Consider the following 26,351-nt stretch of genomic DNA (forward strand, 5'->3'; position numbering starts at 1 on the left):
ATCACCGGGCCGCGCGCTCACCAAAGGATGATCTGCGAACAACGGAACAGCGACAGCTTGCGGCCGCTTGCGTCGACCACGGTCGCCGACCAGACCTGGGTCGTGCGCCCCATGTGCTCCGCCACCGCCTCTACGGTCAGCACGCCTTCCCGAGCGGTGCCCAGGAAGTTCGATTTCAGCTCCAGCGTAGTGAAGCCCTTGGCCCCTTCGGGCAGATGCGCCAGGGTGGCGTAACCGGCGCAGGTATCGGCCAGCATCACCTGCGAGGCTGCGTGCAGATAACCGTTGGGCGCCATCATCCACGGCGCCACCGTCATTTCCATGGACATGCGCCCTTCCTCGATTGACAGCGGCCGCACGCCGAAGGTGTCAGGCAACGTGCCGCGTTGCCGTTCGAAGAGACTTTCTATGGTTTCGGGTGAGCGCAGCATTGCGTTTGTCCTTTGTACAGGTTGTCGAGAATCAGGAAAGTACTACCGCTGGCGCTTGCCCGCCATCAACGCAGCGCACGCAAGCACAGAAGCGCCAGCCAACACCCCGCCCAATATCAGCGTGGGGCTGCCGCCCGCCAGGCTGGCCAACGCCGTCATGCCACCCGCGCAAGCCATCTGCAGGCCGCCCAGCAGCGCGGACGCCAGCCCGGCCTGCCGGCTGAAGGGTCCCAGCGCCAGCGCAGTGCCCAGCGGATTGACCAGTCCCATGCCGAACAGATACAGCGCCACGGCGGCCGTGAACTGCGACAGGCCGCTATCTTCGCCGCCCGCCAGCAAGGTCAGCGCGCCCGCCAGCGCCACCGCACAGCCGGATCGTGCCACCCTGGCCGCGCCAAAGCGGTGAGCCAGGCGCGGCGCCAGCATGCCGGCGGCGAACACCACAAACACCGTGCTGGCGAAGAACAATCCCAACTGCAGCGCGCTCAGACCGAGGCGCCCCATGAGCATGGCTGGCGTGGCAGCAAAAATGGCATACAGGCCGCCGATGACCACGCTCACGGCAGACGCCGGACCGATGAACCGGACATCCCGCGCCAAGTCCGCATAGCCGCGCAGCACGGCAGCGGGCGTCGCCGCAGCGCGCCGGTCGGCCGGATGCGTCTCCCCCACCGTCGCCACATAGGCCAGCGCCAGAACAAGCCCCAGCACCGCGACCAGCGCAAAGCTCGCGCGCCAGCCCGGCCCGTACTCCATCGCGCTGCCCAGCAGCGGCGAAAAGCCCGGCGCGGCAGCCATGGCCACCATGGTCAAGGCCAGGGTGCGCGACAGCGCTTCGCCTTCGAACAGGTCGCGCGCGATGGCCCGCGACAGCACCGAGGCCGCGCATACGCCCAGCGCCTGCACCACCCTGCCCGCCACCAGCAGCGGCAAGGTCGACGCCCACACGCACACCAGGCTGCCGGCGATGAACAGGACCAGTCCACCCACCACCGGAGCGCGCCGTCCCCAGCGGTCCGACAGCGGCCCGACGAACAATTGCCCGATGGCGAAGGCCAGGAAAAAGCTCGACAGCACCAGTCCCATATCGCGGGCGTCCACGCCCAGTTCGGTTGCCATGCTGGGAAACGCCGGCAGGATAATGTTGGTGGACAGCGCGCCCAAGGCCGCCATGCCGGCAAGCACGGCCAGCAGGCGCCCGGTCAGGCGCGCAGGCGCCGCACTGCCCGGCGCCGCAGCGGAGATGGCGGTGTCCATGGTTCAGACCGCGGCCGTGTAGCGTTGTGCAACGGCGCTGCTGGACAGATGGGGCGCCATGGCCAGGCGCGCGGCCTCGTAGGCGTCCCATTCCTCGCCAGCATGCAGCGAGGGAATGGTGACCTTCTCGCCGCGCGCGAAGCCCAGCAAGGCGGCGTCGACCAGGTCTTCGGCGCGCATCACGATGCGCTGGTCCAATGTTTCCACCGGCCGCCCGCCGATGGCCCAGAAGTCCGTGGCCGTGGCGCCGGGCAGCACAGCCTGGACCTGCACGCCAGTCCCGGCCAGCTCGTGTTGCAGCGACTGGCTGAACGCCAGCACGAATGCCTTGCTGCCGCCATAGACGCCATTAAGGACTTCGGGCGCAAGCGCCACGACGGAAGCGATATTGATGATGGCGCCCCGGCCTCGCGCGACAAAGCCCGGAACCGCCGCATAGGTCAGCCGCATCGGCGCGGTGACGTTCAGGTCGACCATGCGCGTCATCTGCTCCACGTCGCTTTGCAGCAGCGGCGTATGCGTGCCGATGCCGGCGTTGTTCACCAGCAAGGTAATGCTGGCGTCCTGGCGCAGTTGCTCTTCGACGCGGGCCAGCGACGCGCGGTCGCCCAGGTCCGCCGCCAATACCTCCACCGCGCGGCCGCTGCGGGTGCTGATGACGCTGGCCAGCGCGTTCAGGCGTTCGCGGTTGCGCGCGACCAGGATCAGGTCGTAGCCCTGCTGCGCGAGCTTTTCCGCGTACAGCGCGCCGATGCCGCTGGATGCGCCCGTAACGAGGGCAGTGCCGGGTTGGGTTTGTGCCATGGTGAGACTCCGTAGGGGTGATTGCGATGGAAGCCATATTGCGGCTTGCAGCCCATGGCGTAAATGACGTATATAGTCATAAATAAGGACATTGACGCAGGACATACGCGGGGCCATAGCCCGCAAGGACGCTCCCATGCACCGCATCGGTTACATACTTCCCGAAGGCTTCCAGATCATCGGCCTGGGCACGCAGGCCGTGTTCGAACTCGCCAATGTGGTGGCGCGCGAGCCCTTCTACGCTATGGAGAGCTACGCCCTGGATGGCGCGGTGCGCGCCTCGGCTGGCCTGACGGTACAGGCCCGTCCGCTCACCGTCCGCAGCCAGGCCGACACCTGGCTGGTGGCCGGCGTGCTTTCGCCCCTGTCCAGGCCCGTCGCGCCCGAACTCCCCCGGCTGCTGGAAAAACTCGCGCCCCGCTCGCGCCGCGTCGCCGGCCTGTGCACCGGCGCGTTCCTGCTGGCCGACGCCGGCCTGCTGGACGACCGGCGCGCCACCACGCACTGGTACTGGGCCGACGCCTTGCAGCAGCGCCATCCGCGCGCGCGGGTCGAGGCCGACCGCATCTACATCGCCGACGGGACGGTCTGGACCTCCGCCGGCATGACCGCGGAAATGGACCTGGCCTTGGCGCTGGTGGAAAAAGACCTGGGCGCGGATATCGCGCGCGCGGTGGCGCACCGGCTGGTCATGCATCAGCGCCGCTCGGGCGGCCAGTCGCAGCACTCGGAAATGCTCAGGCTCGCGCCCAAGTCCGACCGCATCCAGCAGGCGCTGGAACATGCCCGCCGCAACCTCGCCCGCCCCTTGAGCGTGGAGGATCTGGCCCAGGCCGCCAGCCTGAGCCCGCGCCAGTTCAGCCGCGTATTCACGGCCGAGACCGGCCAGTCGCCCGCCAAGGCCATCGAGGGGCTGCGGCTGGAAGCTGCCCGGCTGATGATAGAAAGCAGCCGGCATCCGCTGGAAGTCGTGGCCAGGGAAACCGGTTTTCGCGACCGCCGCCACCTGCGCGAGGCTTTTCTGCGCGGGTTCGGCATGCCGCCCCAGGCAGTGCGGCGCGACGCGCGGACCAGCCCTCCCGGCCCCTGACCGGCGCCAGATACCCCGCGGCCCCCTGCCTGCGGTCCAGTACAATTCGCGTTTGGCGACGTTGTGCTCGCCCATTTATCTGGACCAAAGATGTTGCGACTGTCTGAAATCAAGCTGCCGTTGAATCACGCGCCCGAAGAATTGCCCGCCGCGATTCTCAAGAAACTGGGTGTAGCGGCCAGCGATCTGCGCGGCCATACCGTTGCCTCCCGCAGCTATGACGCGCGCAAGAAGCACAACATCCTGCTGATCTACACGCTGGACGTCGACGTCGAAAACGAAGCGGCGCTGCTCAAGCGCTTTCACGACGACCGCAACGTCAAGCCCACTCCCGACACCGAATACAAGTTCGTCGCCCAGGCGCCCGCCAACCTGGCCAAGCGCCCCATTGTCATCGGCACCGGCCCCTGTGGCCTGTTCGCCGGGCTGGTCCTGGCGCAGATGGGCTTCAAACCCATCATCCTGGAGCGCGGCAAGGCCGTGCGCGAACGCACCAAGGACACCTGGGGCCTGTGGCGCAAGCGCATCCTGAACCCCGATTCGAACGTCCAGTTCGGCGAAGGCGGCGCCGGCACCTTCTCCGACGGCAAGCTGTACAGCCAGATCAAGGACCCCAAGCACTACGGCGAAAAAGTGCTCAAGGAATTCGTGCTGGCTGGCGCGCCCGAAGAAATCCTGTACGTCAGCAAGCCGCACATCGGCACGTTCCGCCTGGTCGGCATGGTGGAAGTCATGCGCGACACCATCACAAAGCTGGGCGGCGAAGTCCGCTTCTCCAGCAGGGTGGAAACGCTGCATCGGGAAAACGGCCGCGTCACCGGCGTGACCCTGGCCGGCGGCGAGCACATCGAGGCCGACCACGTCGTGCTGGCCATCGGCCACAGCGCGCGCGACACCTTCCAGATGCTGCGCGACCAGGGCGTGTTCATGGAAGCCAAGCCCTTCTCTATCGGCTTCCGCATCGAACATCCGCAGTCGCTGATCGACCGCGCGCGCTTCGGTCCCAACGCCGGCCACCCCATCCTGGGCGCGGCGGACTACAAGCTGGTGCACCATGCCAGCAACGGACGCTCGGTCTACAGCTTTTGCATGTGCCCGGGCGGCACGGTGGTGGCAGCCACCTCCGAACCCGACCGTGTCGTCACCAACGGCATGAGCCAGTACTCACGTAACGAGCGCAATGCCAACGCGGGCATCGTGGTCGGGATCTCGCCCGAGGTCGATTACCCCGAACATGTGCTGGCGGGCGTGGACTTCCAGCGCAAATGGGAATCCCAGGCCTTTGAGCTGGGCGGCCGCAACTACAGCGCGCCAGGCCAGTTGGTCGGCGACTTCATCGCCGGCAAGGCATCGACCGAATTCGGCTCCGTGCTGCCGTCATACACGCCGGGCGTGCACCTGACCGACCTGGCCACCGCGCTCCCCGAATTCGCCATCACTGCCATCCGCGAGGCGCTGCCCGTCTTCGACAAGACCATCAAGGGTTTCGGCATGCACGACGCGGTGCTGACCGGCGTCGAAACCCGCACCTCATCGCCCATCCGCATCAAGCGCGACAACGAAACCTTGCAGAGCCTCAACACCCAGGGACTGTTCCCGGCGGGTGAAGGCGCGGGCTACGCCGGCGGCATCCTGTCGGCGGGCGTGGACGGCATCAAGATCGCCGAGGCGGTGGCCTTGAGCATCATGAGCCGGCAGGCGTAAACAGTCGCACCTGCGGCGCCCGGGTTGAAGTGCCTGTGGCCGTCGCCAGGCCGGAGGTCGTTCTCAATCCAGCTTGGGATCAGGAAACGGCAGCTTATCCTGGGAAACGCTGGGCTGCGCTTTCCACTTGCCGTCCTGCTTGTAGAAATCCATCTGGTTCTCGCTGACCGCGGCCCCCAGGGTCACCGCGACCGTGCAGGCGACCTGGCCCGGATACGTGGCCTCCACCGCCGGGATGCAGGTTCCGAGCTTGACCTTGGACGGCCGGGGCATGCCCGTGTCCGCCAGCATGTCGACGATCGCATCCGTCGCTTCGGGAATGGAAGGCAGGACCAGATCCTGGGCCCGGGCCATGCCGCCCATTCCCAACAATGCAACCATCGACGCCACGGAAATCAAGGGCTTGAACATGCGCCAGCTCCATCAGAATTGAGACTCGCGGAGCTTAAAGGAAGCGCCCCTTTGTCACCGTAACAGAGCGCTACGCGTCTATTCCTAAGGCAGCATCCGAGGGTTGTAGACCACTTCCCACAAATGCCCGTCCGGATCCATGAAGTAGCCCGCGTAGCCGCCATAGAAGGTATCGCCTGCGGCCTTGACCACGGGTAAGCAACGCCTCAGTAATCCCTGGCCTCGTCGAACCAGCGCTGCGTCTGCGCTTCGCTTACTCCCAGCCGTTCGACCTGGGCAAGCTGGCTGAACTGCCACACCGCCTCGCCTATGTCTTCGCGCTCGCTGGTCTCGATCCCCTTCATGCTGTTGAAGTGGCGGGTAAAGACAGAGATTGCGGCTTGGACCTCAACGGTATTGTTTGCGCTTTCCAGCGCCGACCTGGCCGTGTCGTAGGCCGTATTCGCCGACTTCGCCATGCGGCTGTTCCAGCCCGAGAAAGGCCGGCCGTATTCGCTTTGCCACCACTCCCGCTTGCGCAGCTGGGAGACGGAGTTGTAACCGCCCCATGCGCGGACCTTCTCCCTTGCCTTCATCTGCGCCTTCAAGCGCTTGCCCGCGGCTTCGTCGACGTTGTAGGCGATGAACCTGTCCAGCGCGGGCCAACTGGCCAGTTCCGGCAAGCCATCCAGATCGGGCGTGAATCGGATCTCCAGACTAGTCAGGCGCGGCAGGCGGGCAAGCGCCTCCCAACCGCTGAAGCCGCCCCAGAGCGACAGGCTCTCCAACTCCGGAAAGCGATCGATTCCCTGCAGCGAAATGGGCTGCCCCAGCGGCGCGCCATGCAGCGCCAGCGCGCGCACGCCCCGCAGCGGGCCGAGATCGGGCAAGGCGTAAGACGCCACGCCAGTCCGGCGCCCCAGCGCCGGCCGCAGCGACAGCATATCGGGCAGTTCGCCCGCCACGGCAATGTGCGTCAGGTCGCCAAACAACTCCAGGTCACGGACCTGAGGCAACCTGGCTTCAAGATGCCCCGACACCTGGTCCAGCCGGATGCGCAGCGTCTGGATTCTTGCCGCGCCCGCGTCGATGGCGCGCCTGCCTGAGTATGCCGGCGCCCAGCTGAACTGCTCGATTTCGCGGCCCTGCGACCAGCCGAAAAAACCGCTGTCGTTGCCGTAATAATCGATATGCCGCGGCCACGGCGAGCCGGCAGGCGTGGAGAACGGTTCAAATGCAGCCCAGTTGATGGCCTCGTCGCCAGCCACGTGCAGATCAGCCTTCTTGCCCATGCTGGCCGGGCCGATGATCAGATTGCCGCGCCCTGCTTCGCGTGCGAAGACGTGGCTGCCCGCCGCGGTCAGGCTCACCTGATAATGCCCTGCCTCGCTCACCGAGCCCGCGGGATCGCCGGACACGTCTATGGGTACGGACATGCAACTCTCCTTTTGCTTGGCGGGATCCACTGATGGCGGTTCCGCCGATTCATTGACGCCTACGCAGGCTCGCCGTCCACGCGGAAGAACAGCGCAGTCTGCCCCTTCAGGCCGCCATCCAGGAACTCGAACTCGACGCGCCTGCCCGGTTCAACCACGTCGCCCAGGTATTCGACCCGATACATCACGCCGCCGATGCGGTAGTTGTGGACCAGCGAGACGATCGAGGAGTTGGGGCTGCGCAATCGATAGACCACGGCCTCTTCGACCACGCCCCGCACGCCATGTTTGTACAGCCCCCGCTGCAGTTTGCGGCTGCGCATGCCAAACAGCATTCCCAGGATTGCAAAGATCGCTGCGACGAACAGCAGCGGCGGCAGAAACAGCCCCCCCACCAGCGGCACAAGGGCAAAGATCAGCATGAACTTGCGCGCGTCCAACTCTTCCCTGCGCACGGCCGCACGGTCGGCATCGCTGATTTCCTCGACAGCGACCAGGGATTCCGCGCTCATGGGGTACTCCACCCGCAACAGCACGGGAGGCGAGTCTGGCTGCAAGGTCAGCAGGTGCAGGCGCACGGGCAGATTTGTCAGACCCACGGCCGTCGCGGGCCCGTGTCCGCTACGAGTGTCGCTGGCGATCTCGTTCCAGAACGGCAGGGCGGCGTCCACGCGCTGCTCGCCGAATCCGTAGCACACGCCCGGCGTCGAGGAAGCCGGACCAAATGACGTCAGCCGGCCTGAAACGATCTGCTTGGCCAGCCGCCCCTTCAGCGCCCGGTCGAGGCTGCGCCAGCCTGGCGGCATGCGCAGCAGCTTGCGTCCGAAAAACACCGCCAGCGCTCCCATCACCGCAATGCCCGCCAGCAGCACCGCGCCCACGCCGACGTCCAGCGCGCGCCACTCGGACAGACCAAGCACGACAAAGGTCAACACGGAAAGCGCCAGCAGCAGCACCACGAAGACGCCGAACACGGCCATCAACAGTCTGCCGCGGGAGCATCTGCGCAGCAGCAGGATGTCATCCTCGGTGAGCGGGGCATCCTCGATTTGCAGGGTCTGGCTCATGCGGTGGTCGTCGCCTCCCGGGCTCAATAGGTTCCGATGGGAACCTCGATCTTCAGCGGCGCGCCGCCCTTGGCCGGACGCAGGCTGTACGTGTACAGGCCGCCATCGTCATCAGCCAGCGTCGAATCCTTGCGCTCCACCGCGTAGCGCTGTCCATCGATTTCCAGCGAGCGGGCGGCGACGGCGTCGGCATGGTCGGGGACCAGCAGACCGCCCACGCCGTCGCCAGCATCGGCGAACTCGTAGTCGCGCAACTCGCCATCCACGCGCAGCAATTGCACCCGCGGCCGGTAAGGCGCCGCGTCCAGGTTCCAGCCATTGGTCAGATCGGTGATCCAGGGGCCCGGAATGTCGTACACGCTGCCCAGTTGCTCTTCCGACACTTCCGGCCCTTCCACCACCAGGCAGCACACCACCTTCCCCGCGCGGGAGTCGTACACCGCCCAGTTGCTGCCGATGGCCGCCACGCCGGGCAGCATCGAGAAATGGAATTGCCGGTTGAACTGGCTATCCGACACCTGGCGCCAGCCTCCAATATTGGGCGCGGCCGCAGGCGGTTGCGCCTGGCTGGCCGTTGCCATCAGGACGCCTGCGGCCAGGGCGCCTGCTCGGAACAATAAACGGTTCATCTCGGTGCCTGTCGTGGGCTTGTTGGGATCAGCGGACTTGGGCCTTGCGCCGGCATAGTACCAGTGCCGGCGCGGCGATCATGGCCTGCGCGCCGCCGCCCTGCCGGCTGCGAGCAAACTTCGCTACTATCGACGCATGGCTCATCTCGTTCCCCCCTCAATCGCCCCCCAGGTCGCAGCGGCCAGCAGCCTCATCGAACGGCATCTGGGCGCTGGCCTTGTCGCCATCCATCTGTTCGGCTCCGCCGTGGACGGCGGGCTGCAGCCCCATAGCGATATCGACCTGCTCGTTACCGTGACCCAGCCGCCGGACGAAGCCGTGCTGCGCGCGCTGGCCGCGGCGCTATTGGCGATCTCCGCGCCGCCCGGCTCATCACCCGATTTGCGCGCGCTCGAAGTCACCGTGCTGGCGCTGGAACACGTCGTGCCTTGGCGCCACCCGGCCAGACGCGAACTCCAGTTCGGCGAATGGCTGCGGACCGATCTGATGGCGGGCGTCGTGGAACCGCCCATGATGGACCACGATCTGGCCATACTGCTCACCAAGGTCCGTGGACACAGCATTCCCATCTTGGGGCCGCAGGCCGATCAGTTGCTCCAGGCCGTCCCCCGCGAAGACCTGAGGCGGGCGCTACTGGACACTGTCGCGCAGTGGAACACGCCCGAGGACTGGGCCGGCGATGAAAAGCACATCATCCTCGCGCTGGCGCGCATCTGGTACACGGCCGTCTCCGGGGGCATCGCATCCAAGGACCAGGCGGCGGCATGGCTGCTCGAGAGGTTGGAAGCGCCCTACCGCCCCGTCCTCGCCAAGGCGCGCGCGATCTATCTGGGACAGGAAGAAGACGACCTGGCGCAACGGCACGATGCCGAAACCGCAGCGTTCATTGCCCACGCCCGCGCCACTATTGAAGGACTGGCCGGCAGCCGATAACCCGGGGACACGTGAACGGCCTGCTTGCCTGCGCGGATGCAGCGGGCAGCCTTTCAGCCATCACGGCTTCAGGTCGATTTCCATGCGCACGAAATCGCCGCGATACGTCACTTCGCCCAGGTAGATGACGCGGCGGTCCGGCCCGGTGAATACGCGCCGGACTTCCGCCACGGGCGCGTTCACGTTGATGCCCAAATGCCGCGCCACCTCGACGTCAGCGGTCGAAATGGTCAGCACCTGACGGGCAGAGACAATATCCACCGAGGACATCCCCATCAGAATGGGAATGACGGTCTCCTTGCGAAAGCGCGCAGGGTGCTTGGCAAAGATGGCGGCGTCCAGGTAGATGTTGATGACGCAATACGGCTGCCCGTTGCGGGCATGGATGCGCCGCATGAACACGTACTTTTCCGCGGCGACGCCGTCCGACTCGTTCAGCAACGGCGTGCGCGTGGACTCGTCGATATTGAGTATGGTCGGGTGCGTATCCCGATAGACGCTGGACAGGTTCTCGAGCGTGGTCTCGACACGGAACCAACGGTTGTCCTGGGGCGCTCCCGTCACGAAGGTGCCGCGCCCCCGCTGCGGTGAAAGCAGTCCGTCGCGGGTAAGCCTTTCGATTGCCTGGCGCACCGTGACCTTGGCCACGTGGAACTCCTCTGCCAGCGCGTCGAGCGAGGGCAATTTTTCGCCGTTCTTCCACACACCCTTCAGGATCCGCTGCCGGAACAGATCCGAAAGTTGAACGTAGAGAGGGGCTTGGGCGGTGTCGAGAATCATGGCGTCAAAGTGTCCGCGACTATATCACGCGCTTGCGGCCGGGCAGCGCCGCGCGCGTCTTCCAGGATCAGCGCGGCGCCCTTCTCGCCGATCATGATCGCGGCGGCGTTGGTGTTCGTCGACACCATGCGGGGCATGACCGAAGCGTCGACGACGCGCAAGCGCTCCACCCCGCGCACGCGCAAGCGCGCGTCGACCACCGACCCGGCGTCGCCGCCCATGCGGCAGGTGCCGGCAGGATGGAACACCGTGCCGCCCTTGTCGCGCGCGAATTGCTCCAGCGCGGCGGCTGTCGTGACATCGTTTCCCGGCAGGTACTCAACTCCGGTTACCAGGTCGCGGAACGACGGCTGGGCATAGATGTCGCGCAACATGCGCAAGCCCGCGACCAAGACCTTCGCATCGCGCGGTTCGGTCAGGTAGTTCGAGACGATGCGCGGCGATGCGAACGGATCCGTGCCCACGATCTCGACGGTGCCGCGCGAATCGGGCCTGCATTGCGTCGCCGACGCGGAAAAGCCGGAAAACCGGTGCAGCGCGTCGCCTGGCTTGTCCACGGATAGCGGCATGACATTGAAAAGTATGTCCGCACGGCCGCCCACCGCGTGCTCGGTCGCCGCCAGCCCGCCTACCTGGCCCGCGCCCACCGTGAGCGGTCCCCTGCCCTGGAACAGCCACTGCGCCCCCATGCCTGCGAGGCTGAACGGATTGCGCACCGCGTCGTTGAGCGACATGCGCCGTTTAAGCTTGACGATCACGCGCGCCTGGTAATGATCTTGCAGGTTGCGGCCGACTTCCGGCGAATGCGCGGCGACGGCGATGCCGTGCCTGGCAAGCAGCGCTGCGTCGCCCACGCCCGAAAGCTGCAGTACCTGGGGCGATTGCAGCGCACCCGCAGCAAGTACCACCTCGACATCCGCCATCGCGCGCTTCAAATGGCCCTCTTGCACCCACTCCACGCCCAGCGCCCGGCCGCTTTCGATAAGGATGCGCGTGACATGGGCGCCGGTCTCGATCACCAGGTTCGGACGCGACCTGACCGGATAAAGAAACGCGGTCGCGGCGTCGCAACGCCAACGGCTGCCCAGCGTCAGCTGGTAGGGACCCACGCCCTCCGATTCGGCGCCGTTGAAGTCGTCATTGCGCCGGCAGCCGGCCTCGACTGCCGCTTCCACCCAAGCAGCCGTGTAAGGATGTTCATTGCGCAGGTTGGAGACACGGAGTTCACCGGAAGCGCCGTGATACTCGGACTCGCCCCCGTCGTAGCGCTCGGATTTCTTGAAGTACGGCAGTACGTCCCGATAGGCCCATCCCGTTGCGCCCAGATCGGCCCAGTCGTCGTAGTCCTCATGCTGACCACGGATGTACAACAAGCCGTTGATCACGCTTGAACCGCCCAACGCCTTGCCGCGCGGCCACAGGATGGCGCGATTGCCGGTTTCGGCCTGGGCTTCGACCGGGAACAGCCGAGCAAACCGCGGATCGTAAATGGTCTTGAAGTAGCCCACCGGCAGCTTGAGCCAGAAATTGTGCGCAGCCGCGCCCGCCTCCAGCAGCAGCACGCGCACCGCAGGATCGCGGCTGAGCCGGTTGGCCAGCACGCATCCGGCGGAGCCGCCGCCGACGACGATGTAATCAAAGCCCGCGCCAGCCGGAATGCTCATGCCTTGATCGCCTCCAGATAGGCCGAGGGATCGAAGTAGCGCGAAGCGGGAACCGGATTCGGAATATTCCCGGCCTGCGCGAAGAAATCGGTCACCTGCTGCAGCCAGCGTGTCACTGAGCCGTCCTCGTACTTGGTGCGCCATTCCGCCGTGGAGAAATACTTGGCCTGCTTGAACTGCGCCTTGAACTCGGCCAGCGGCACGTCCTTGTATTGCGTCTTCTGCAGCGTCTCCACCGCCGCGTCCGGAGTTTTTACGATTGCATCGTTGGCCTCGCCCCAGGCAGCGATGAGGCTGCGGATGGCCGGCTTCTGGGCCTCGTAGAAATCGTTCCTGGCCGCCCATCCGCCCATGATCGCCGCCTCCGGATAGAACGCGGACGCGTCGATCAGCATGCGCGCACTGGACACCTTGGACCGGACGATCGTGTCAAACGGAACCCAGAGCGCAACCGCGCTGACCGCGCCGGACACGAACGAGGTAACGGCATCGGCCATGCGCTGGTTGACGATCTGCACGTCCTTGCCCGGATCGAGCTTGGCGGCGCGCAAGGCCCGGTCCAGGAACACATGGGCGGTCGTACCCGTGGTCGTGGAGATCTGCTTGCCCTTCAGATCGGCCACGGTCTTGATCGACTCGTCGCGGACCCAAAGCTGGGCAGTACCGTACTCGATGTCGTTCACAAGAAAAACCTTGCCCTGCCCGCGCGCTGGAAAGTTCGACACAACCGCGCCGGTGGCCAGCACATCCAGGCTGCCGCCTATCATGGCCTGGAAGATCTCCAGCCCCGTGGTGAAGACAATGGGCTCCAGTTCCAAACCATGCTTGGCGTAGCTGCCCATCTGCAAGCCCAGCCACAGGTGGCCGTCGACGGCGGGCGTATGCAAGTAGCCTACGCGCAGTTTCTTGCGCGCCTGGCCGATGGCAGGCGCCGCGATTGCTGCGATGGAAGCGGCCATGCCGGCCTTGAGTAGGGTTCTGCGGTCGAGTTTCATGGAGTCTCCTTGTGGTGGGGCTGCTGACGCTGGCTCAATCCGTCGGGCGCACGGATTGGCGGGCCTGGGCTTCGTACTCGAACATGACCAGCTCCCGTATCTCGCGGCTCAACTCGACGAAGCGAGGGTCCTCGTGGACCCGCTCCGAACGGGGGTAGCCGAAAGGCACCTCTATCACCTTCCGGACCTTTGAAGGCCGGGCGGTGACCACGACGATCTTTGACGACAGGTAGACGGCTTCCTCCACCGAGTGGGTGATCAGCATCACCGTCTTGCCTTCGGTCTGCAACACTTCGAGCAGCAGGTCCTGCATGGCGGTCCGGGTCTGCGCATCCAGCGCGCCGAAGGGCTCGTCCATCAACAGGAACTGGGGCTTGACGGCGTAGGCGCGCGCAATCGCCAGCCGCTGCCGCATGCCGCCGGACAGATGCTTCGGAAAGTGATCGGCGAAGTCGCTCAGGCCCATCAGCTTCATGTAGCGCTGGCAGATCTCGGCGCGCTCCCGCGGGCTCGTCTTGTTGGCCGCGAGCTTCATGCCGAACTCGATGTTGCCGCGCACCGTCAGCCACGGGAACACGCCGTATTCCTGGAAGATCACGCCGCGGTCGGGCCCGGGCGCCGTGATGGGCCGGCCGTCCAGCGTCACGGAGCCGGCGGTGGGTTGCACAAACCCGCCGACGATATTCATCAAGGTCGTCTTGCCGCAGCCTGAAGGGCCGATGATGGAGACGAACTCCCCATCCCGGATGTCCAGGGTCACGCCATCCACCACCCTCATCGGGCCTGTGGCCGTGGGAAAGTCCACGGTGACGTTATCGAACCTGATCCTGACTTCCGGTTCCTGGGAAGGCTTAGGCGTAGCGGTGTCCACGCTGCGCAGTTGAGTGCTGATGGTCATGGTCTTGTATGTCCGGAACGGTCTCAGGCGATGCGGTCTTGCCACGCGACCAGGCGCCGGCTCACGGCCCGCAGCGCCAGGTCCATCAGCATGGCGATGAGGCCGATGCAGATGATCCCCACGTAGATCACGTCCAGCTGGAAGAACGACGATGCATTCTGGATAAGCGCCCCGAGCCCCTGCTGGGCCGCGATGAGCTCGGACGCCACCAGCGTGGCCCAGGCCACGCCCAACGCCACTCGGATGGCCGTCAGGATGTGCGGCACGGTAAGCGGCACGATGACCTTGGCGAAGATCTCCACGTCGTTGGCCCCCAGCGTGCGGGCGACGCGCACGAAGATCGGGCTGATCTGGGCGATGCCTTCGTACATCACGATGACGCCCGCAAAGAACGAGGCGTAGAACAGGATGACGGTCTTGGCCGATTCGCCGATGCCGAAATAGACGATCACCAGCGGAATCAACGCGATCGGCGGGAGCGCGCGAAAGAAGTTGATGACGGGATCGATGAAGACCCGCAGCCCGCGATACCAGCCCAGGCAAAAACCCACAGGCACTGCCACCAGGATGCCCAGCGCGACGCCCGTGAAGACGCGCCGGGCCGACATCCAGATGTCCAGCCACAGGCGGTCCTTGGAGAGCTCGATGAACTTTTCGACGACCGCGGCCGGCGAAGGCACAAGCGCGGGGCTGACGAGTCCGCTGGCGCGCACCGCCAGCCACAGCAAGAGGATGCATAGCCATGGCGCCGCGATGAGCAGCGGGCGCGAGATGAAGGACGGAAGGCGCATGGTGTGTATAGAGGGTTAGACCTGAGTTGCAATCCGTAAGTGCTAAACATACTATAGACCAGCACTTAATATCTTCATGCCATGACAAACCCTAATACGACTCAAGCCTGGTCCATCAAACCATTCACGCTGACGCGTATCGAGGCCTACGTCCTGCGATGGCCGGTCAAGCGTCCGGTACAAACCTCGTTCGGCACCATGCATGACCGCCCCGCCCTGCTCGTGCGGGTAGAGGACACGGATGGCGCAGTGGGCTGGGGCGAGGTCTGGTGCAACTTTCCCGGCTGCGGCGCGGAACACCGCGCCCGTCTGCTTGAAACCGTTGTCGCGCCGCTGGTCGTCGGTCAGCCTTACGCCTCGGCCCAAGCCGCGTTTGCCCACATGAGCGCGCGCACCGCGGTGCTCGCCATCCAGTCGGGCGAACCTGGCCCCACCGCACAGGTGATCGCCGGCATCGACCTGGCCTTGTGGGACATGCTGTCGCGCCGGGCGGGTGAGCCGCTATGGCAATTCCTGGGCGGCGTCTCGGACGTGATCCGCGTCTATGCAAGCGGCATCAACCCTGACCGCCCCGAAGATACGGTGCTCGCAAAACACGCGGAGGGCTATCGCGCTTTCAAGCTCAAGGTGGGCTTTGGCGAAGAGCGGGACCTCGCCAATGTCAGAACGGTGCACGCCCGGCTGCCTTCGGGCAACGAGCTCATGCTGGACGCCAATCAGGCCTGGGATCTGGCGGGTGCGCAGCGCATGGCCAGCCACTTCAGCGAGTTCGCGCCGCGCTGGCTGGAAGAGCCGCTGCGCGCGGATCGCCCACTATCGGAATGGGCGCAGTTGGCTGCTCAAACGGACATCCCCCTGGCAGCCGGGGAGAACCTCATTGGTTCAGATGCCTTCGAGACCATGATCAATAGCAGGACGCTTAAGGTCGTGCAGCCGGATCTGGCCAAATGGGGCGGCATATCCGGCTGCCTGCCCGTCATCGACAGGATTCACGAGGCTGGACTGCGCTACTGTCCGCATTTCCTTGGCGCGGGTGTCGGCCAGCTTGCGTCGGCGCACATTCTGGCGGCGCGAGGACGAGCCGGCGGCATGCTTGAAATCGATGCCAACGAGAACCCGCTGCGCGCGGCCCTCAGCCCGGCGTTGGGCGTCATCATCGAAGGAGAGGCCAAGCTCGGAAACGCGGCGGGCCTGGGCGTGGAGCCGGATCTCGCGCAATTGCGCGAGATCTGTGGTTTACGTTCATAACATCCCAGAAAGAAGGCCCGCAATTGTCCTGGCTGTAGGGTCAACAGGCCTTGACGTCAGCCGGCCGCGCTTGTCGCAAGACGCATCTGGAGAAAATCGAGGAATACCTGGACCTTTTTGGAGTGCCTGCGATTCGGTAGATACGCCGCATGGACGCACACACTCTGCTCTTGAGGATTGACCTCGTAGTCCTCGAAGAACCGGCGCAGCCGCCCGGCCCGCACGTCCTCCCGGATCAGCCATTCCGCCAGCAACGCGATGCCCTGTCCATCCAGCACAGCTTCGCGCAGCATGTCCGAGTTGTTGGCGGCCAGACGCCCCTGCACCTCCACATGCTGCACCTTGTCATCGCCCCGAAGAAACGACCAGCGCTGCGGCCCGGCCTGGTGGGCGAATCGCAGACAGTCGTGCTGTGTCAATTCCTCCGGCGCAGTGGGCGTGCCGTGCCGCTCCAGGTATTCGTGGCTGGCCACCACATAGCGCCGATGCTCGGCCAATTTGCGCACGATCAATTGCGGCTGCAAGTCCGGTGTGCCAATGCGGACGGCGACATCGATCCGCTCCGCCGCCAGGTCCACATACGCATCGGATAGCACCAGATCCAGTGACACGCGCGGATTCTCGCGCAGGAAACCCGAGATATAGGGTCCCAGGCACAAGCGCGCGAAGGTCACAGGCAAGGAAACTCGCAAGGGTCCGACCGCGACCGCGCCAACGTCCGACACGCTGCCGTCGGCCTCCTCCAGATCCGACACAACCCTGGACACCTGCTCCAGGTAAGTCACTCCTGCGTCGGTCAACGTTACCCGGCGCGTCGACCGGGTCAGCAGCGCGGTACCGAGAGACGCCTCCAAGGTATCGATCAGCCGCGTGACGGAAGACGTGGCGACCCCCAGGCGCCGCGCGGTTCTGGAGAATCCTCCTGACTCGGCCACGTCCAGGAAGACGCGCAAGGCTTGCAGTTTATCCATGGTTATCTTTGCGAAATACGCAATCCTACGTTGCGATACAGACCGATTCATTGATTTTTACGCAAAGACTAATCTGGCGTTCCTCTCAACGCAAGGAGCCACGCCGTGAAATCCCTGTGCATCGGCGATTCTCTCGTCAGCGGTGCGCAACCGCCCGCGGCGTTCCTGCAAGCCCTTCAACAGGCCGCCGTGGCGGCCGCCAACTGAGCCCCTGGAACACACCAATATGCCTTCCACGCAAATTACCGCCGCCGCCAAGGATCAGGATCCAGCCCCCCAATCGGGGCTGCCACTACGCTTGACCTTCATGCTGGCCGGCAGCGCCGGCCTGTCGGTCGCATCCCTGTACTACAGCCAGCCCATGCTGGGAGTGCTGGCGCCGGACATCGGCGCCTCTCCCCAGTCAGTCGGACTGCTGCCAACACTGACCCAGTTGGGCTATGCCCTGGGCATCCTCTTCCTGGCGCCGCTGGGTGACCGGCATGACCGGCGCAGGATCATCCTCACCAAGGCCGCCATCCTGTTCGCCGCGCTGCTGCTCGCGGCCCTGTCGCCCTCTTTGCCGACGCTGCTGGCCGCCAGCCTGGCCGTCGGCGTGTCCGCAACGATGGCACAGGACATCGTTCCGGCAGCCGCAACATTGGCGCCAGCCGCGCATCGCGGCAAAATCGTCGGCACGGTGATGACAGGCCTGCTGCTGGGCATCCTGCTGTCCCGGGTAGTCAGCGGCTTCGTTGCCGAGAACTGGGGTTGGCGCGCCATGTTCGCGGCCGCCGCCGCCAGCATCGCGCTCGTAGGCCTGGCCGCAAAGCGCCAGCTCCCGCGCTTCGAAGCCAGCACGCAACTGCCTTACTTTGCGCTGCTGCGATCGCTGGCCGCGCTATGGCAGCAACATGCCGCACTACGTCGCGCCACTTGGGCCCAAGGCCTGCTGTCGATCGGCTTCAGCGCCTTCTGGTCCACCCTGGCCGTCATGCTGCATGGCGAACCCTTCAACCTGGGCGCAGCCGCCGCCGGCGCCTTCGGACTGGCCGGCGCGGCAGGGGCCATGGCCGCTCCCATCGCCGGACGCATCGCCGACCGCCACGGCGCCGCGCTAGTCACCCGCCTGGGCGCAGCTCTGGTCGTCGTGTCCTTCGCCGTGATGGGTTTGACCCCGTTCCTGGCGCCCGGCGCGCAGCTGGGATTGCTGGTCGCCAGCGCCATCGGCTTCGACCTGGGCATACAGGCAGCGCTGATCGCGCACCAAACCATCATCTACGGTATCGATGCGAACGCCCGCAGCCGGCTCAACGCGGTGCTGTTCACCGGCATGTTCATCGGAATGGCCGTCGGGTCGGCGTTGGCAGCCTTGCTGTATGCACAGTTCGGATGGATGGCGGTGACGATGCTGTCCACTGCCACGGCGCTCGGAGCATTCTTGGTGCGATTGAGGGGATGACGGCAGCGCTTTCATCTCCCAACTCAAAATGAAAGAGGCGCCGAAGCGCCTCTTTCATTCACCGCACGACAACAGCGGGATCACTCCCACTCAATCGTCGCAGGCGGCTTGCTCGACACGTCGTAAACAACGCGATTAATGCCACGCACCTCATTGATGATCCGCGACGACACCCGCGCCAGCAGCGGATGCGGCAGCGGCGCCCAATCGGCGGTCATGAAGTCGAAGGTCTGCACCGCACGCAACGCCACCACGTATTCGTAGGTGCGCCCATCGCCCATCACCCCCACCGACTTCACCGGCAGGAACACGGCAAACGCTTGCGAGGTCAGCTCGTACCAGGTCAGGCCGCTGGCCTCGTCCTTGGTGTTGCGCAGCTCTTCGATGAAGATCGCATCGGCGCGGCGCAGCAGTTCGGCGTACTCATGCTTCACTTCGCCCAGGATGCGCACGCCCAGGCCAGGGCCGGGGAACGGGTGGCGGTAGACCATCTGCGGCGGCAGACCCAGGGCCACGCCGAGTTCGCGGACTTCGTCCTTGAACAGTTCGCGCAGCGGCTCCAGCAGTTGCAGGTTCAGCGTGTCCGGCAGGCCGCCCACGTTGTGGTGCGACTTGATGGAGGTGGCCTTGCCGGTCTTGGCGCCAGCGGATTCGATGACGTCGGGGTAGATCGTGCCCTGGGCCAGCCACTTGGCGCTCTTCTGCTTGCCCGCCTGTTCCTGGAACACTTCGACGAATTCACGGCCGATGATCTTGCGCTTGGCTTCGGGGTCGGCCACGCCGGCCAGCTTGCCCATGAATTGGGCAGTGGCGTCGACGTGGATGATCTTCACGCCCATGTTTTCAGCGAAGGTCTGCATGACCTGCTTGCCTTCGTCCAGGCGCAAGAGGCCGTGGTCGACGAACACGCAGGTGAGCTGGTCGCCGATGGCCTTGTGGATCAGCGCTGCGGCGACCGAGGAGTCCACGCCGCCGGACAGGCCCAGGATGACTTCGTCCGTGCCGACCTGCTCGCGGATGCGGGCGACGGCTTCGGCCACGTAGTCGGGCATGTTCCAGTCGCCTTCGCAGCCGCAGATCTCGTTGACGAAGCGGGCCAGCATGGCCTTGCCCTGGACGGTGTGCGTGACTTCGGGATGGAACTGGACGGCGTAGAACTTGCGGTCTTCGTCGGCCATGCCGGCGATGGGGCAGGACGGCGTGGAAGCCATCAGCTTGAAGCCCGGGGGCAGCTCGGTGACCTTGTCGCCGTGGCTCATCCAGACCTTGAGCATGCCGTGGCCTTCGGCCGTGGAAAAGTCTTCCAGGCCTTCCAGCAGCTTGGTGTGGCCGTGGGCGCGGACTTCGGCGTAGCCGAATTCGCGGTGGTCGGAATAGCTGACCACACCGCCCAACTGCTGCGCCATGGACTGCATGCCGTAGCAGATGCCGAGCACGGGCACGCCCAGTTCGAACACCGCATGCGGCACGCGCATGGAGCCTTCTTCGTAGGCGGAAGCGTGGCTGCCGGACAGGATGATGCCCTTCAGGCCTTGCGCCATCTGGTCGCGCACGAAGGCGTCGTCGACGTCGCCGGGGTGCACTTCGGAGTAGACGCCGGCTTCGCGGACGCGGCGGGCGATCAGCTGGGTGACTTGCGAACCGTAGTCGAGAATGAGGATGCGCTGGTGCATGGAGACTCTACCGGTAAAGAATAAAACCGCAGTAAATAAAACCGCACCGGCAGAACCGCTGATTCAGGTTGCGGTTCTGCCGGTGCGCGATGCATGACATTGTAGTTGACTGTACGGATCAGTCGGCGCGGTAGTTGGGCGCTTCCTTGGTGATCTGTACGTCGTGCACGTGGGACTCGCGCACGCCCGCGGAGGTGATCTCCACGAATTCGGTCTTGGTGCGCATGTCGTCGATGGTGGCGCAGCCGCAGTAGCCCATCGAGGCGCGGATGCCGCCGACCAGTTGGTAAATGATGGCCAGCACGCTGCCCTTGTAGGGGACACGGCCTTCGATGCCTTCGGGAACCAGCTTGTCGGCGTTGTTGGACGGATCCTGGAAGTAACGGTCGGCGGAGCCGTCCGTCATGGCGCCCAGGCTGCCCATGCCGCGGTAGGACTTGTACGAACGGCCCTGGAACAGCACGACTTCGCCAGGAGCTTCTTCGGTGCCGGCGAACATGCCGCCCATCATGCAGGCGAAAGCGCCGGCCGCCAGGGCCTTGGCAACGTCGCCCGAATAACGGATACCGCCGTCGGCGATCAGGGGCACGCCCGTGCCTTCCAGCGCCTTGGCGACTTCGGAGATGGCATGGATCTGCGGCACGCCCACGCCCGCGACGATGCGGGTGGTGCAGATGGAGCCCGGCCCGATGCCGACCTTGACGCCGTCGGCGCCGTACTCGACCAGCGCGCGCGCGGCGGCGGCGGTGGCGATGTTGCCGCCGATGACTTCAACCTTGGGGTAGTTCTGCTTGACCCAGCGCACGCCTTCCAGCACGCCCTTGGAATGGCCGTGGGCGGTGTCGACGATCAGGACGTCAACGCCAGCCGCAACCAGCTTTTCCACGCGTTCTTCGGTGCCGGCGCCCACGCCCACAGCCGCGCCCACGCGCAGCTGGCCCTGGGCGTCCTTGCTGGCCATCGGGTGTTCGGTGTTCTTGACGATGTCCTTGACGGTGGCCAGGCCACGCAGTTCAAAGCCGTCGTTGACGATCAGCACTCGCTCCAGGCGGTGCTTGTGCATCAGGGACTGCGCCTCTTCCAGCGTGGCGCCTTCCTTCATGGTGACCAGGCGTTCCTGCGGCGTCATGATGTTGCGCAGGGGCTGGTCCAGGTTTTCTTCGAAGCGCAGGTCGCGGTTGGTGACGATGCCGACCAGCTTGCGTCCTTCGACCACCGGCAGGCCCGAGATGCCATGCTGGCGCTGCAACGCGATGGCGTCGCGCACCTTCATTTGCGGGGTGACCGTGACCGGATCGATAACGATGCCGAATTCATGGCGCTTGACGCGGGCGACCTCGCGGGCCTGGGCTTCAGCCGACAGATTCTTGTGGATGATCCCGATGCCGCCCTCTTGCGCCATGGCGATGGCCAGGCGCGATTCGGTCACGGTGTCCATGGCGGCGGACACGAGCGGGATGTTCAGGGTGATGTTGCGAGTGAGGCGCGTAGCCAGGGAAGTGTCGCGAGGCAGGACCTCGGAATACGCAGGCACCAGCAACACATCGTCGAAGGTGAGCGCTTTTTGTACGAGACGCATGGGTAACTCCGGGCGCAAAGCAAGATTATACGCCGCTTGCGTGTTTTGCCTAGGTGTTGACCCTAGGTTCTCGGGGATATTTCTGCGCCGCGAAGCAGACTGCCGGCATCTCGCAATATTTTTACCCGGATGTATTGACGAATATTTTTATCCGGATCATAATTTGCCTGCAATTTTCACCCGGACAAAATAATGAATCAACCCTCCGCACCCCACCCCACCGACCCGCACACCGCCTTCGCCGGCCACCGCATGCTTGCCGCCGGCGCCCTGGCCGACGTGGCGCTCGCCGTGAAACGGGCCATGGATGCTGGCAGCGACGCCGCCATCCTGGTGTTCGACGATCAGACCGGCAAGCAGGTCGACCTGGACCTGAGAGGCGACGATGCCGCCGTTGCGCAACGCCACGGCGCCCGGGCCGAGCTCCCGGCCTCCGATACCCCTGCCGAAGCGGCAGCCGACGAGGCGCAACCGCGCGGCCGGGGCCGTCCCAAGCTGGGCGTGGTGGCGCGCGAAGTGACCCTGCTGCCCCGCCACTGGGACTGGCTGGGCGCGCAGCCCGGCGGCGCTTCGGTCGCCCTGCGCAAGCTGGTGGAACAGGCGCGCCGCGACAACGAGGCGCAGGACCGCCGGCGCGAACGCCAGGAGGCTGCCTACCGCTTCATGTCCAGCATGGGCGGGAACCTGCCAGGTTTCGAGGAAGCGACGCGGGCGCTGTATGCCGGCGACCGTGAACGTTTTGCGCGGCAGATCGCGGCCTGGCCCGAAGATGTGCGCGGCTACGCCATGCAATTGGCGTGGCACGGATCCGGCGAGGCCGCGGCGAGCTGACACCATCAACGCAGCATCGGCCACAGCGTCAGCGCCAGCAACACGCCCATGCCGATGTTGAACCACTTCAGGCGTCCGGGCTGCGCGAGGAATCCGCGCAGCGCCACGCCGAAGCCGGCCCACAGCGATACGCTGGGCAAGTTCACCAGCGCGAACACCAGGCACATCCAGCCCAGCGAAATCCAGGGCGCGGCAGCGTCGACATAGACCGCCACCGAGGCCAGCGCCACGATCCACGCCTTGGGGTTGATCCACTGGAACAGGGCCGACTCCATGAAGGTCAGCGGCCTGGCCGAGGCCTGCCCCGCGCCGATCGAGCGCGACAGCGCGATGCGCCATGCCAGGTACAGCAGATAGGCCGCGCCGCCGATCTTCAGCGCCACGGACAGCGGCGGCCAGGCCTGGAACAGCGCCCCCAGGCCCAGCCCTACCCCCAGCAGCAGCGTGGTGAAGCCGACGGTGATCCCCAGCACCTGGGGCAGCGTCCGGCCAAAGCCGAAGTTCGCGCCCGAGGTCATCAGCATGACGTTGCTGGGGCCCGGCGAAACGGAAGTCACAAAGGCGAACACCGCCAGGGCAAGCAGATTTTCAATGAACAAGACACCACTCCGGTAATGCGCCGCGCACGGTTGCGTCAGCGATCAGACAGCGGCATTGTGGGTCCGGGCCAGCCTTATTAATATTGGCGGTTTTGACATCTTTGATAGCGTTCTTGCCATGAAGATCCAGATCCTGGCCCTGGAGGGCGTGTTCGATACCGGCCTGTCGGCCATCCTGGACGTGTTCACCACGGCCAACGAGCTGGCGCCGCTGCTGCCCGAACCGGTCCGGCCGTTCGACGCGCGGATCGTCGGCATGCGCCGCAAGGTGCGTACCGGACAGGGATTTGGCGTGCCCGTCTCGGGCAGCCCGGACCCGTCGGCCCCGGACTGGCTCGTGATCCCGGCCATTGCCTGCAAGATGCCCGAAACCCTGCTGCCCGCGCTGGACCGCGCCGACGTGCGCGACGCCGGCCGCATACTGCGGCAGCGCGCGCCCGGCGCGAACACCGCCGCAGCCTGCATCGGCACCTTTGTGCTGGCGGAATCCGGCCTGCTGGACGGCCACAAGGCCACCACCACCTGGTGGCTGGCCCCGCTGTTCAGGCAGCGCTATCCGGCGGTGGACCTGGAGGACGAACGCATGCTGGTGCGTTCGTCGTCGCTGCTGACCGCGGGCGCGGCGCTCAGCCACATGGACATGGCGCTGTGGCTGGTGCGCCAGGCCAGCCCGGAGCTGGCCGCGCTGGTGGCGCGCTATCTGATCGTGGACCAGCGGCCCTCGCAGTCGGCCTATGTCATTACCGATCACCTGACGCATGCCGAGCCGATGGTACAGGCCTTCGAGCGCTGGGCCCGCGCGCATCTTGCGCAGGGGTTCTCGCTGGACGCCGCGGCGCAGGCGCTGGGCGCCAGCAAGCGCACGCTGGCGCGCCGCATGCAGGAGGTCCTTGGCAAGAGCCCGCTGTCGTTCTTCCAGGACCTGCGCGTAGAGCGCGCGGCCCATTTGCTGAAGACCAGCAACCAATCGCTGGAGCAGATCGCGGCGCAAGTCGGCTATGCCGACGGCGTCACGCTGCGCAACCTGCTGCGCCGGCGCCTGGGCCACGGCGTGCGCCAGATGCGCTGAAACCCGCGCCGCGATGCGGGCGGTGGGCGCTTGCCGCGATATGCGTTTTAATCGGATGTAAGAGGCAGGCGCGCCTTTCGCGCCCGCGCATTTCCACACGGTGCATCATGGCCATCGCAAAGAACTTCCTGCTCTACGACGGAGACTGCCCTTTCTGCTCGAACTACGTGCGGATGCTGCAACTGCAAAAGGCCGTCGGTCCCATCGATCTGCTGAACATGCGCGACCACCCCGACCTGGCGGTGGCCTACAAGGCGCAAGGCTACGATCTGAACCAGGGCATGCTGCTGCACCTGGACGGGCAGGACTACTGGGGCGCGGACTGCATCAACCGCCTGGCGCTGATCAGTACCGGCAACGACCTGTTCAACAGCGTCAACGCGGCCGTGTTCCGCAACCCCTGCCTGTCGACGGCGCTCTACCCCTTCATGCGCACCGGCCGCAGCCTGGCGCTGACGCTATTGGGCAAGAAGAAGATGCAGATGTAGCCGCGCCAGCCGCTGAGCCAACGCAGGAACGGTATCTGATTAAATACGGCGCGCCACGCTACGCGGCGCCGACGGCTCTCGCCAATGGCGCTTCGGCCGTTTCCGTGTGCACGCCCGCATCGGAGCGGCGCCACCCCGAAGCCGGGTCGCGCTTGTCGTAGAGATAATCCCAATCCGTGCCGCACGCCGCACAGGTGTACGCCTCGTGCTGCACGCCGCGTTGCTGCTGCCCCGTCGATCGCACCACGCCCAGGCTGATCAGGCTGTCATGACCAGGCGCGTCGCGCCGGTCCCTGACGATAGCCTCGCATTTTTCGCACGCCCCCATGCCTCTTCCCCTTTCAATATCCTTTCATCGGATATTACGAAGGGAAAAACGATTAAAGCTCAGCAATTCTCACCGGTTCGAGGCCGGCCGGCGCGGGAATTCAGCCGACCCCGGCGCTGGCGTCAGACCAACGTCACCTTGCCCGTTGCCAGGCTGTACACGCCGCCCACCACTCCCAACTTTTTCTGCTGCACCATCTCTTGCAACAGCGGCTGCGCAGTCTTCAGGCGTTCAACCGCAAGGCGCACATTGGCCAGCACGGCAGCCGACATCAGATCCCTTGCGCCCGACTTGCTCGCGATCTCGACAGCGGGCTTGATCGCGTTCACCAGCGCGGGCAGATGGCCTGGGAATTCCGTCTTGTCCTGCCACGCCTTCACCGTCGCATCGACCGCGCCGCAGTTGTCATGGCCCAGTACCACGATGAGCGGCGCCCGCAGAACCAGCGTGCCGTACTCCAGGCTGGCCAGGCCGTCTTCGTTCACGAAGTTGCCGGCCACGCGCACGATGAAGAGGTCGCCCGGCCCTTGGTCGAAAGCCAGTTCCGGCGCCACCCGCGAGTCCGAACAGCCCAGGATGGCGGCGATGGGCTTTTGCTTCACGGCGCGAGCGGCGCGTCCCGCGGAATAGTCCCGCATGTTCGGCTTGTTGGCGGCGTAGCGGGCATTGCCGGCCATCAGGCGTTTCAGGGCCTCGTCGGGGCCGATATCGTTTGTCGGCACGGCGGCTTGGGCATCGCCCAGCCAGCCTGAAGCGCCGGCCGCGGCGATCGCTGCGGCGCCGAACAGCAGGCGGCGGCGGTTGAATTGCGGGGAATGGGCGAAAGAGGAACAGTCGCACATGAGGCTCTCCTGAAAGAAGAACATCTGGGAAACCAGCGCAGGACCATTGTGCTGCCGCGGCCACTACAAATGCTCAAACATTGCGCTGCCACAATCAAAAAAAGCGCCGTAGCCGCAGCTTGAGAAACACGGATGAGGGGCGTAATGTGGAAAAGCGGCATATGCCGCGTCACCTGCTTGATAGGTACGCACCATGACGCCCAACACTCCCCACCCCAATCCCTCCCACACCGCGCCAGACACGCATGCCGACAAGGAACGCGCCCGCGCGGATCAACAGCATGAGGAAGCCCGGCGCAAGGCCCTGGTCGGCTCGCAGCACAAGGAAAACGTCCGCAGCGTCGCCGCACCGCGCTACCACGGGCACCGCGGCGGATGAGGCTTGTGCCGGCTAGATTCCGTAACGTCTTGG

Annotated in this window: 27 protein-coding genes and 1 pseudogene; 9 read left to right on the forward strand and 19 right to left on the reverse strand. The window is 65.5% G+C overall.

Translation table 11 applies throughout. The features are described 5' to 3' along the window. Positions 1 to 17: 17 nt before the first annotated feature. Genes IB257_RS05900 through IB257_RS05910 form a run of 3 tightly spaced genes read right to left on the reverse strand, consistent with a single transcriptional unit; the run spans position 18 to position 2,492 of the window. Positions 18 to 431 (reverse strand): PaaI family thioesterase, encoded by a 414-nt coding sequence (locus IB257_RS05900; RefSeq protein WP_054456351.1) that lies wholly within the window; start codon positions 429 to 431, stop codon positions 18 to 20. 42 nt (positions 432 to 473) lie between these two features. Beyond that, on the reverse strand, positions 474 to 1,688 hold the full coding sequence (locus IB257_RS05905; RefSeq protein ID WP_119451366.1) for a multidrug effflux MFS transporter: 1,215 nt from the start codon (positions 1,686 to 1,688) through the stop codon (positions 474 to 476). 3 nt (positions 1,689 to 1,691) lie between these two features. Continuing rightward, a complete protein-coding gene (locus tag IB257_RS05910) occupies positions 1,692 to 2,492 on the reverse strand; it encodes an SDR family oxidoreductase (protein WP_175213555.1) in 801 nt (266 codons plus the stop codon). Positions 2,493 to 2,628: 136 nt separating this feature from the next. On the opposite strand from IB257_RS05910, the gene IB257_RS05915 reads away from it, so the two are divergent. Beyond that, entirely contained in the window at positions 2,629 to 3,582 is a 954-nt protein-coding gene (locus IB257_RS05915; RefSeq protein ID WP_175213556.1) for a GlxA family transcriptional regulator, read from the forward strand. A 90-nt stretch (positions 3,583 to 3,672) separates the two neighbouring features. Beyond that, on the forward strand, positions 3,673 to 5,286 hold the full coding sequence (locus tag IB257_RS05920; protein ID WP_175161458.1) for an NAD(P)/FAD-dependent oxidoreductase: 1,614 nt from the start codon (positions 3,673 to 3,675) through the stop codon (positions 5,284 to 5,286). A gap of 63 nt (positions 5,287 to 5,349) precedes the next feature. Here IB257_RS05920 and IB257_RS05925 read toward each other — a convergent pair whose 3' ends face one another. The 5 genes and pseudogenes from IB257_RS05925 to IB257_RS05945 form a co-directional block, all read right to left on the reverse strand. Then, complete coding sequence (locus IB257_RS05925; protein WP_054456346.1) at positions 5,350 to 5,697, reverse strand: hypothetical protein; 348 nt, start codon at positions 5,695 to 5,697, stop codon at positions 5,350 to 5,352. Between the two features lie 84 nt (positions 5,698 to 5,781). After that, positions 5,782 to 5,886, reverse strand: a pseudogene (locus IB257_RS05930) (VOC family protein); the annotation flags it as partial. Positions 5,887 to 5,903: 17 nt separating this feature from the next. Beyond that, positions 5,904 to 7,112: a hypothetical protein gene (locus tag IB257_RS05935; protein WP_192492005.1), complete on the reverse strand. Its 1,209-nt coding sequence runs from the start codon at positions 7,110 to 7,112 to the stop codon at positions 5,904 to 5,906. 59 nt (positions 7,113 to 7,171) lie between these two features. Beyond that, a complete protein-coding gene (locus IB257_RS05940) occupies positions 7,172 to 8,179 on the reverse strand; it encodes a hypothetical protein (protein ID WP_119451361.1) in 1,008 nt (335 codons plus the stop codon). 23 nt (positions 8,180 to 8,202) lie between these two features. Further along, the gene (locus IB257_RS05945) at positions 8,203 to 8,808 is read right to left on the reverse strand and encodes a hypothetical protein (RefSeq protein ID WP_175161463.1); all 606 of its coding nucleotides are present in this window, start codon (positions 8,806 to 8,808) and stop codon (positions 8,203 to 8,205) included. A gap of 136 nt (positions 8,809 to 8,944) precedes the next feature. Here IB257_RS05945 and IB257_RS05950 point away from each other — a divergent pair, with 136 nt between their 5' ends. Next, positions 8,945 to 9,742: an aminoglycoside adenylyltransferase family protein gene (locus IB257_RS05950; protein ID WP_192492006.1), complete on the forward strand. Its 798-nt coding sequence runs from the start codon at positions 8,945 to 8,947 to the stop codon at positions 9,740 to 9,742. 60 nt (positions 9,743 to 9,802) lie between these two features. Here the strand turns inward: IB257_RS05950 and IB257_RS05955 are convergent, their stop codons facing one another. From IB257_RS05955 to IB257_RS05975, 5 genes are read right to left on the reverse strand one after another with little or no spacing between them, the layout of a single operon-like run. Next, positions 9,803 to 10,522, reverse strand: coding sequence for a GntR family transcriptional regulator (locus IB257_RS05955; RefSeq protein ID WP_054456341.1), 720 nt, complete (start codon positions 10,520 to 10,522; stop codon positions 9,803 to 9,805). Then, positions 10,519 to 12,186 carry a GMC family oxidoreductase gene (locus tag IB257_RS05960; protein ID WP_192492007.1) on the reverse strand — a complete coding sequence of 556 codons (1,668 nt, stop codon included), beginning with the start codon at positions 12,184 to 12,186 and terminating at the stop codon, positions 10,519 to 10,521. The genes IB257_RS05955 and IB257_RS05960 overlap by 4 nt, the downstream gene beginning before the upstream one ends. Then, positions 12,183 to 13,181, reverse strand: a complete 999-nt coding sequence (locus tag IB257_RS05965; protein ID WP_192492008.1) for an ABC transporter substrate-binding protein — start codon at positions 13,179 to 13,181, stop codon at positions 12,183 to 12,185. The genes IB257_RS05960 and IB257_RS05965 overlap by 4 nt, the downstream gene beginning before the upstream one ends. Positions 13,182 to 13,215: 34 nt before the next feature. Beyond that, positions 13,216 to 14,079, reverse strand: a complete 864-nt coding sequence (locus tag IB257_RS05970) for an ABC transporter ATP-binding protein (RefSeq protein ID WP_192492009.1) — start codon at positions 14,077 to 14,079, stop codon at positions 13,216 to 13,218. A gap of 23 nt (positions 14,080 to 14,102) precedes the next feature. Further along, a complete protein-coding gene (locus IB257_RS05975) occupies positions 14,103 to 14,870 on the reverse strand; it encodes an ABC transporter permease (protein WP_054456338.1) in 768 nt (255 codons plus the stop codon). An 81-nt stretch (positions 14,871 to 14,951) separates the two neighbouring features. Here IB257_RS05975 and IB257_RS05980 point away from each other — a divergent pair, with 81 nt between their 5' ends. Beyond that, the gene (locus IB257_RS05980) at positions 14,952 to 16,118 is read left to right on the forward strand and encodes a mandelate racemase/muconate lactonizing enzyme family protein (RefSeq protein WP_192492010.1); all 1,167 of its coding nucleotides are present in this window, start codon (positions 14,952 to 14,954) and stop codon (positions 16,116 to 16,118) included. 56 nt (positions 16,119 to 16,174) lie between these two features. Here IB257_RS05980 and IB257_RS05985 read toward each other — a convergent pair whose 3' ends face one another. Then, positions 16,175 to 17,089, reverse strand: a complete 915-nt coding sequence (locus IB257_RS05985) for a LysR family transcriptional regulator (protein ID WP_192328285.1) — start codon at positions 17,087 to 17,089, stop codon at positions 16,175 to 16,177. A 226-nt stretch (positions 17,090 to 17,315) separates the two neighbouring features. Between IB257_RS05985 and IB257_RS05990 the strand changes: the two genes are divergently transcribed. Continuing rightward, positions 17,316 to 18,530, forward strand: coding sequence for an MFS transporter (locus tag IB257_RS05990; protein ID WP_192492011.1), 1,215 nt, complete (start codon positions 17,316 to 17,318; stop codon positions 18,528 to 18,530). An 80-nt stretch (positions 18,531 to 18,610) separates the two neighbouring features. On the opposite strand, the gene guaA is transcribed toward IB257_RS05990, so the two are convergent. After that, on the reverse strand, positions 18,611 to 20,203 hold the full coding sequence (guaA, locus tag IB257_RS05995; protein WP_119451346.1) for a glutamine-hydrolyzing GMP synthase: 1,593 nt from the start codon (positions 20,201 to 20,203) through the stop codon (positions 18,611 to 18,613). A 118-nt stretch (positions 20,204 to 20,321) separates the two neighbouring features. Continuing rightward, positions 20,322 to 21,782 (reverse strand): IMP dehydrogenase, encoded by a 1,461-nt coding sequence (gene guaB / locus IB257_RS06000; protein ID WP_054456333.1) that lies wholly within the window; start codon positions 21,780 to 21,782, stop codon positions 20,322 to 20,324. A gap of 192 nt (positions 21,783 to 21,974) precedes the next feature. Between guaB and IB257_RS06005 the strand changes: the two genes are divergently transcribed. Continuing rightward, positions 21,975 to 22,613 carry a DUF2239 family protein gene (locus tag IB257_RS06005; protein ID WP_192354440.1) on the forward strand — a complete coding sequence of 213 codons (639 nt, stop codon included), beginning with the start codon at positions 21,975 to 21,977 and terminating at the stop codon, positions 22,611 to 22,613. Positions 22,614 to 22,618: 5 nt separating this feature from the next. Here the strand turns inward: IB257_RS06005 and IB257_RS06010 are convergent, their stop codons facing one another. Next, a complete protein-coding gene (locus IB257_RS06010) occupies positions 22,619 to 23,212 on the reverse strand; it encodes a LysE family translocator (protein WP_192492012.1) in 594 nt (197 codons plus the stop codon). Positions 23,213 to 23,330: 118 nt separating this feature from the next. Here IB257_RS06010 and IB257_RS06015 point away from each other — a divergent pair, with 118 nt between their 5' ends. Beyond that, a complete protein-coding gene (locus tag IB257_RS06015) occupies positions 23,331 to 24,281 on the forward strand; it encodes a GlxA family transcriptional regulator (protein ID WP_192492013.1) in 951 nt (316 codons plus the stop codon). Between the two features lie 107 nt (positions 24,282 to 24,388). Beyond that, a complete protein-coding gene (locus tag IB257_RS06020; RefSeq protein ID WP_013394373.1) occupies positions 24,389 to 24,769 on the forward strand; it encodes a DCC1-like thiol-disulfide oxidoreductase family protein in 381 nt (126 codons plus the stop codon). A gap of 58 nt (positions 24,770 to 24,827) precedes the next feature. Here IB257_RS06020 and IB257_RS06025 read toward each other — a convergent pair whose 3' ends face one another. Together IB257_RS06025 and IB257_RS06030 are read right to left on the reverse strand one after the other, a co-directional pair. Further along, positions 24,828 to 25,097, reverse strand: coding sequence for a hypothetical protein (locus IB257_RS06025; protein WP_192492014.1), 270 nt, complete (start codon positions 25,095 to 25,097; stop codon positions 24,828 to 24,830). Between the two features lie 122 nt (positions 25,098 to 25,219). Next, positions 25,220 to 25,939 (reverse strand): carbonic anhydrase, encoded by a 720-nt coding sequence (locus IB257_RS06030; RefSeq protein ID WP_192492015.1) that lies wholly within the window; start codon positions 25,937 to 25,939, stop codon positions 25,220 to 25,222. A 193-nt stretch (positions 25,940 to 26,132) separates the two neighbouring features. Between IB257_RS06030 and IB257_RS06035 the strand changes: the two genes are divergently transcribed. Continuing rightward, a complete protein-coding gene (locus IB257_RS06035; protein WP_054456325.1) occupies positions 26,133 to 26,318 on the forward strand; it encodes a hypothetical protein in 186 nt (61 codons plus the stop codon). The last annotated feature ends 33 nt before the right edge of the window (positions 26,319 to 26,351 follow it).

This window comes from Achromobacter sp. ACM03 (assembly GCF_014851665.1).
Lineage (GTDB): Bacteria > Pseudomonadota > Gammaproteobacteria > Burkholderiales > Burkholderiaceae_B > Achromobacter > Achromobacter aegrifaciens.

Coding starts and splice junctions, on each gene's coding strand:
- IB257_RS05900 (WP_054456351.1), bottom strand. CDS start 431: ATGCTGCGCTCACCCGAAACCATAGAAAGTCTCTTCGAACGGCAACGC.
- IB257_RS05905 (WP_119451366.1), bottom strand. CDS start 1,688: ATGGACACCGCCATCTCCGCTGCGGCGCCGGGCAGTGCGGCGCCTGCG.
- IB257_RS05910 (WP_175213555.1), bottom strand. CDS start 2,492: ATGGCACAAACCCAACCCGGCACTGCCCTCGTTACGGGCGCATCCAGC.
- IB257_RS05915 (WP_175213556.1), top strand. CDS start 2,629: ATGCACCGCATCGGTTACATACTTCCCGAAGGCTTCCAGATCATCGGC.
- IB257_RS05920 (WP_175161458.1), top strand. CDS start 3,673: ATGTTGCGACTGTCTGAAATCAAGCTGCCGTTGAATCACGCGCCCGAA.
- IB257_RS05925 (WP_054456346.1), bottom strand. CDS start 5,697: ATGTTCAAGCCCTTGATTTCCGTGGCGTCGATGGTTGCATTGTTGGGA.
- IB257_RS05935 (WP_192492005.1), bottom strand. CDS start 7,112: ATGTCCGTACCCATAGACGTGTCCGGCGATCCCGCGGGCTCGGTGAGC.
- IB257_RS05940 (WP_119451361.1), bottom strand. CDS start 8,179: ATGAGCCAGACCCTGCAAATCGAGGATGCCCCGCTCACCGAGGATGAC.
- IB257_RS05945 (WP_175161463.1), bottom strand. CDS start 8,808: ATGAACCGTTTATTGTTCCGAGCAGGCGCCCTGGCCGCAGGCGTCCTG.
- IB257_RS05950 (WP_192492006.1), top strand. CDS start 8,945: ATGGCTCATCTCGTTCCCCCCTCAATCGCCCCCCAGGTCGCAGCGGCC.
- IB257_RS05955 (WP_054456341.1), bottom strand. CDS start 10,522: ATGATTCTCGACACCGCCCAAGCCCCTCTCTACGTTCAACTTTCGGAT.
- IB257_RS05960 (WP_192492007.1), bottom strand. CDS start 12,186: ATGAGCATTCCGGCTGGCGCGGGCTTTGATTACATCGTCGTCGGCGGC.
- IB257_RS05965 (WP_192492008.1), bottom strand. CDS start 13,181: ATGAAACTCGACCGCAGAACCCTACTCAAGGCCGGCATGGCCGCTTCC.
- IB257_RS05970 (WP_192492009.1), bottom strand. CDS start 14,079: ATGACCATCAGCACTCAACTGCGCAGCGTGGACACCGCTACGCCTAAG.
- IB257_RS05975 (WP_054456338.1), bottom strand. CDS start 14,870: ATGCGCCTTCCGTCCTTCATCTCGCGCCCGCTGCTCATCGCGGCGCCA.
- IB257_RS05980 (WP_192492010.1), top strand. CDS start 14,952: ATGACAAACCCTAATACGACTCAAGCCTGGTCCATCAAACCATTCACG.
- IB257_RS05985 (WP_192328285.1), bottom strand. CDS start 17,089: ATGGATAAACTGCAAGCCTTGCGCGTCTTCCTGGACGTGGCCGAGTCA.
- IB257_RS05990 (WP_192492011.1), top strand. CDS start 17,316: ATGCCTTCCACGCAAATTACCGCCGCCGCCAAGGATCAGGATCCAGCC.
- guaA (WP_119451346.1), bottom strand. CDS start 20,203: ATGCACCAGCGCATCCTCATTCTCGACTACGGTTCGCAAGTCACCCAG.
- guaB (WP_054456333.1), bottom strand. CDS start 21,782: ATGCGTCTCGTACAAAAAGCGCTCACCTTCGACGATGTGTTGCTGGTG.
- IB257_RS06005 (WP_192354440.1), top strand. CDS start 21,975: ATGAATCAACCCTCCGCACCCCACCCCACCGACCCGCACACCGCCTTC.
- IB257_RS06015 (WP_192492013.1), top strand. CDS start 23,331: ATGAAGATCCAGATCCTGGCCCTGGAGGGCGTGTTCGATACCGGCCTG.
- IB257_RS06020 (WP_013394373.1), top strand. CDS start 24,389: ATGGCCATCGCAAAGAACTTCCTGCTCTACGACGGAGACTGCCCTTTC.
- IB257_RS06025 (WP_192492014.1), bottom strand. CDS start 25,097: ATGGGGGCGTGCGAAAAATGCGAGGCTATCGTCAGGGACCGGCGCGAC.
- IB257_RS06030 (WP_192492015.1), bottom strand. CDS start 25,939: ATGTGCGACTGTTCCTCTTTCGCCCATTCCCCGCAATTCAACCGCCGC.
- IB257_RS06035 (WP_054456325.1), top strand. CDS start 26,133: ATGACGCCCAACACTCCCCACCCCAATCCCTCCCACACCGCGCCAGAC.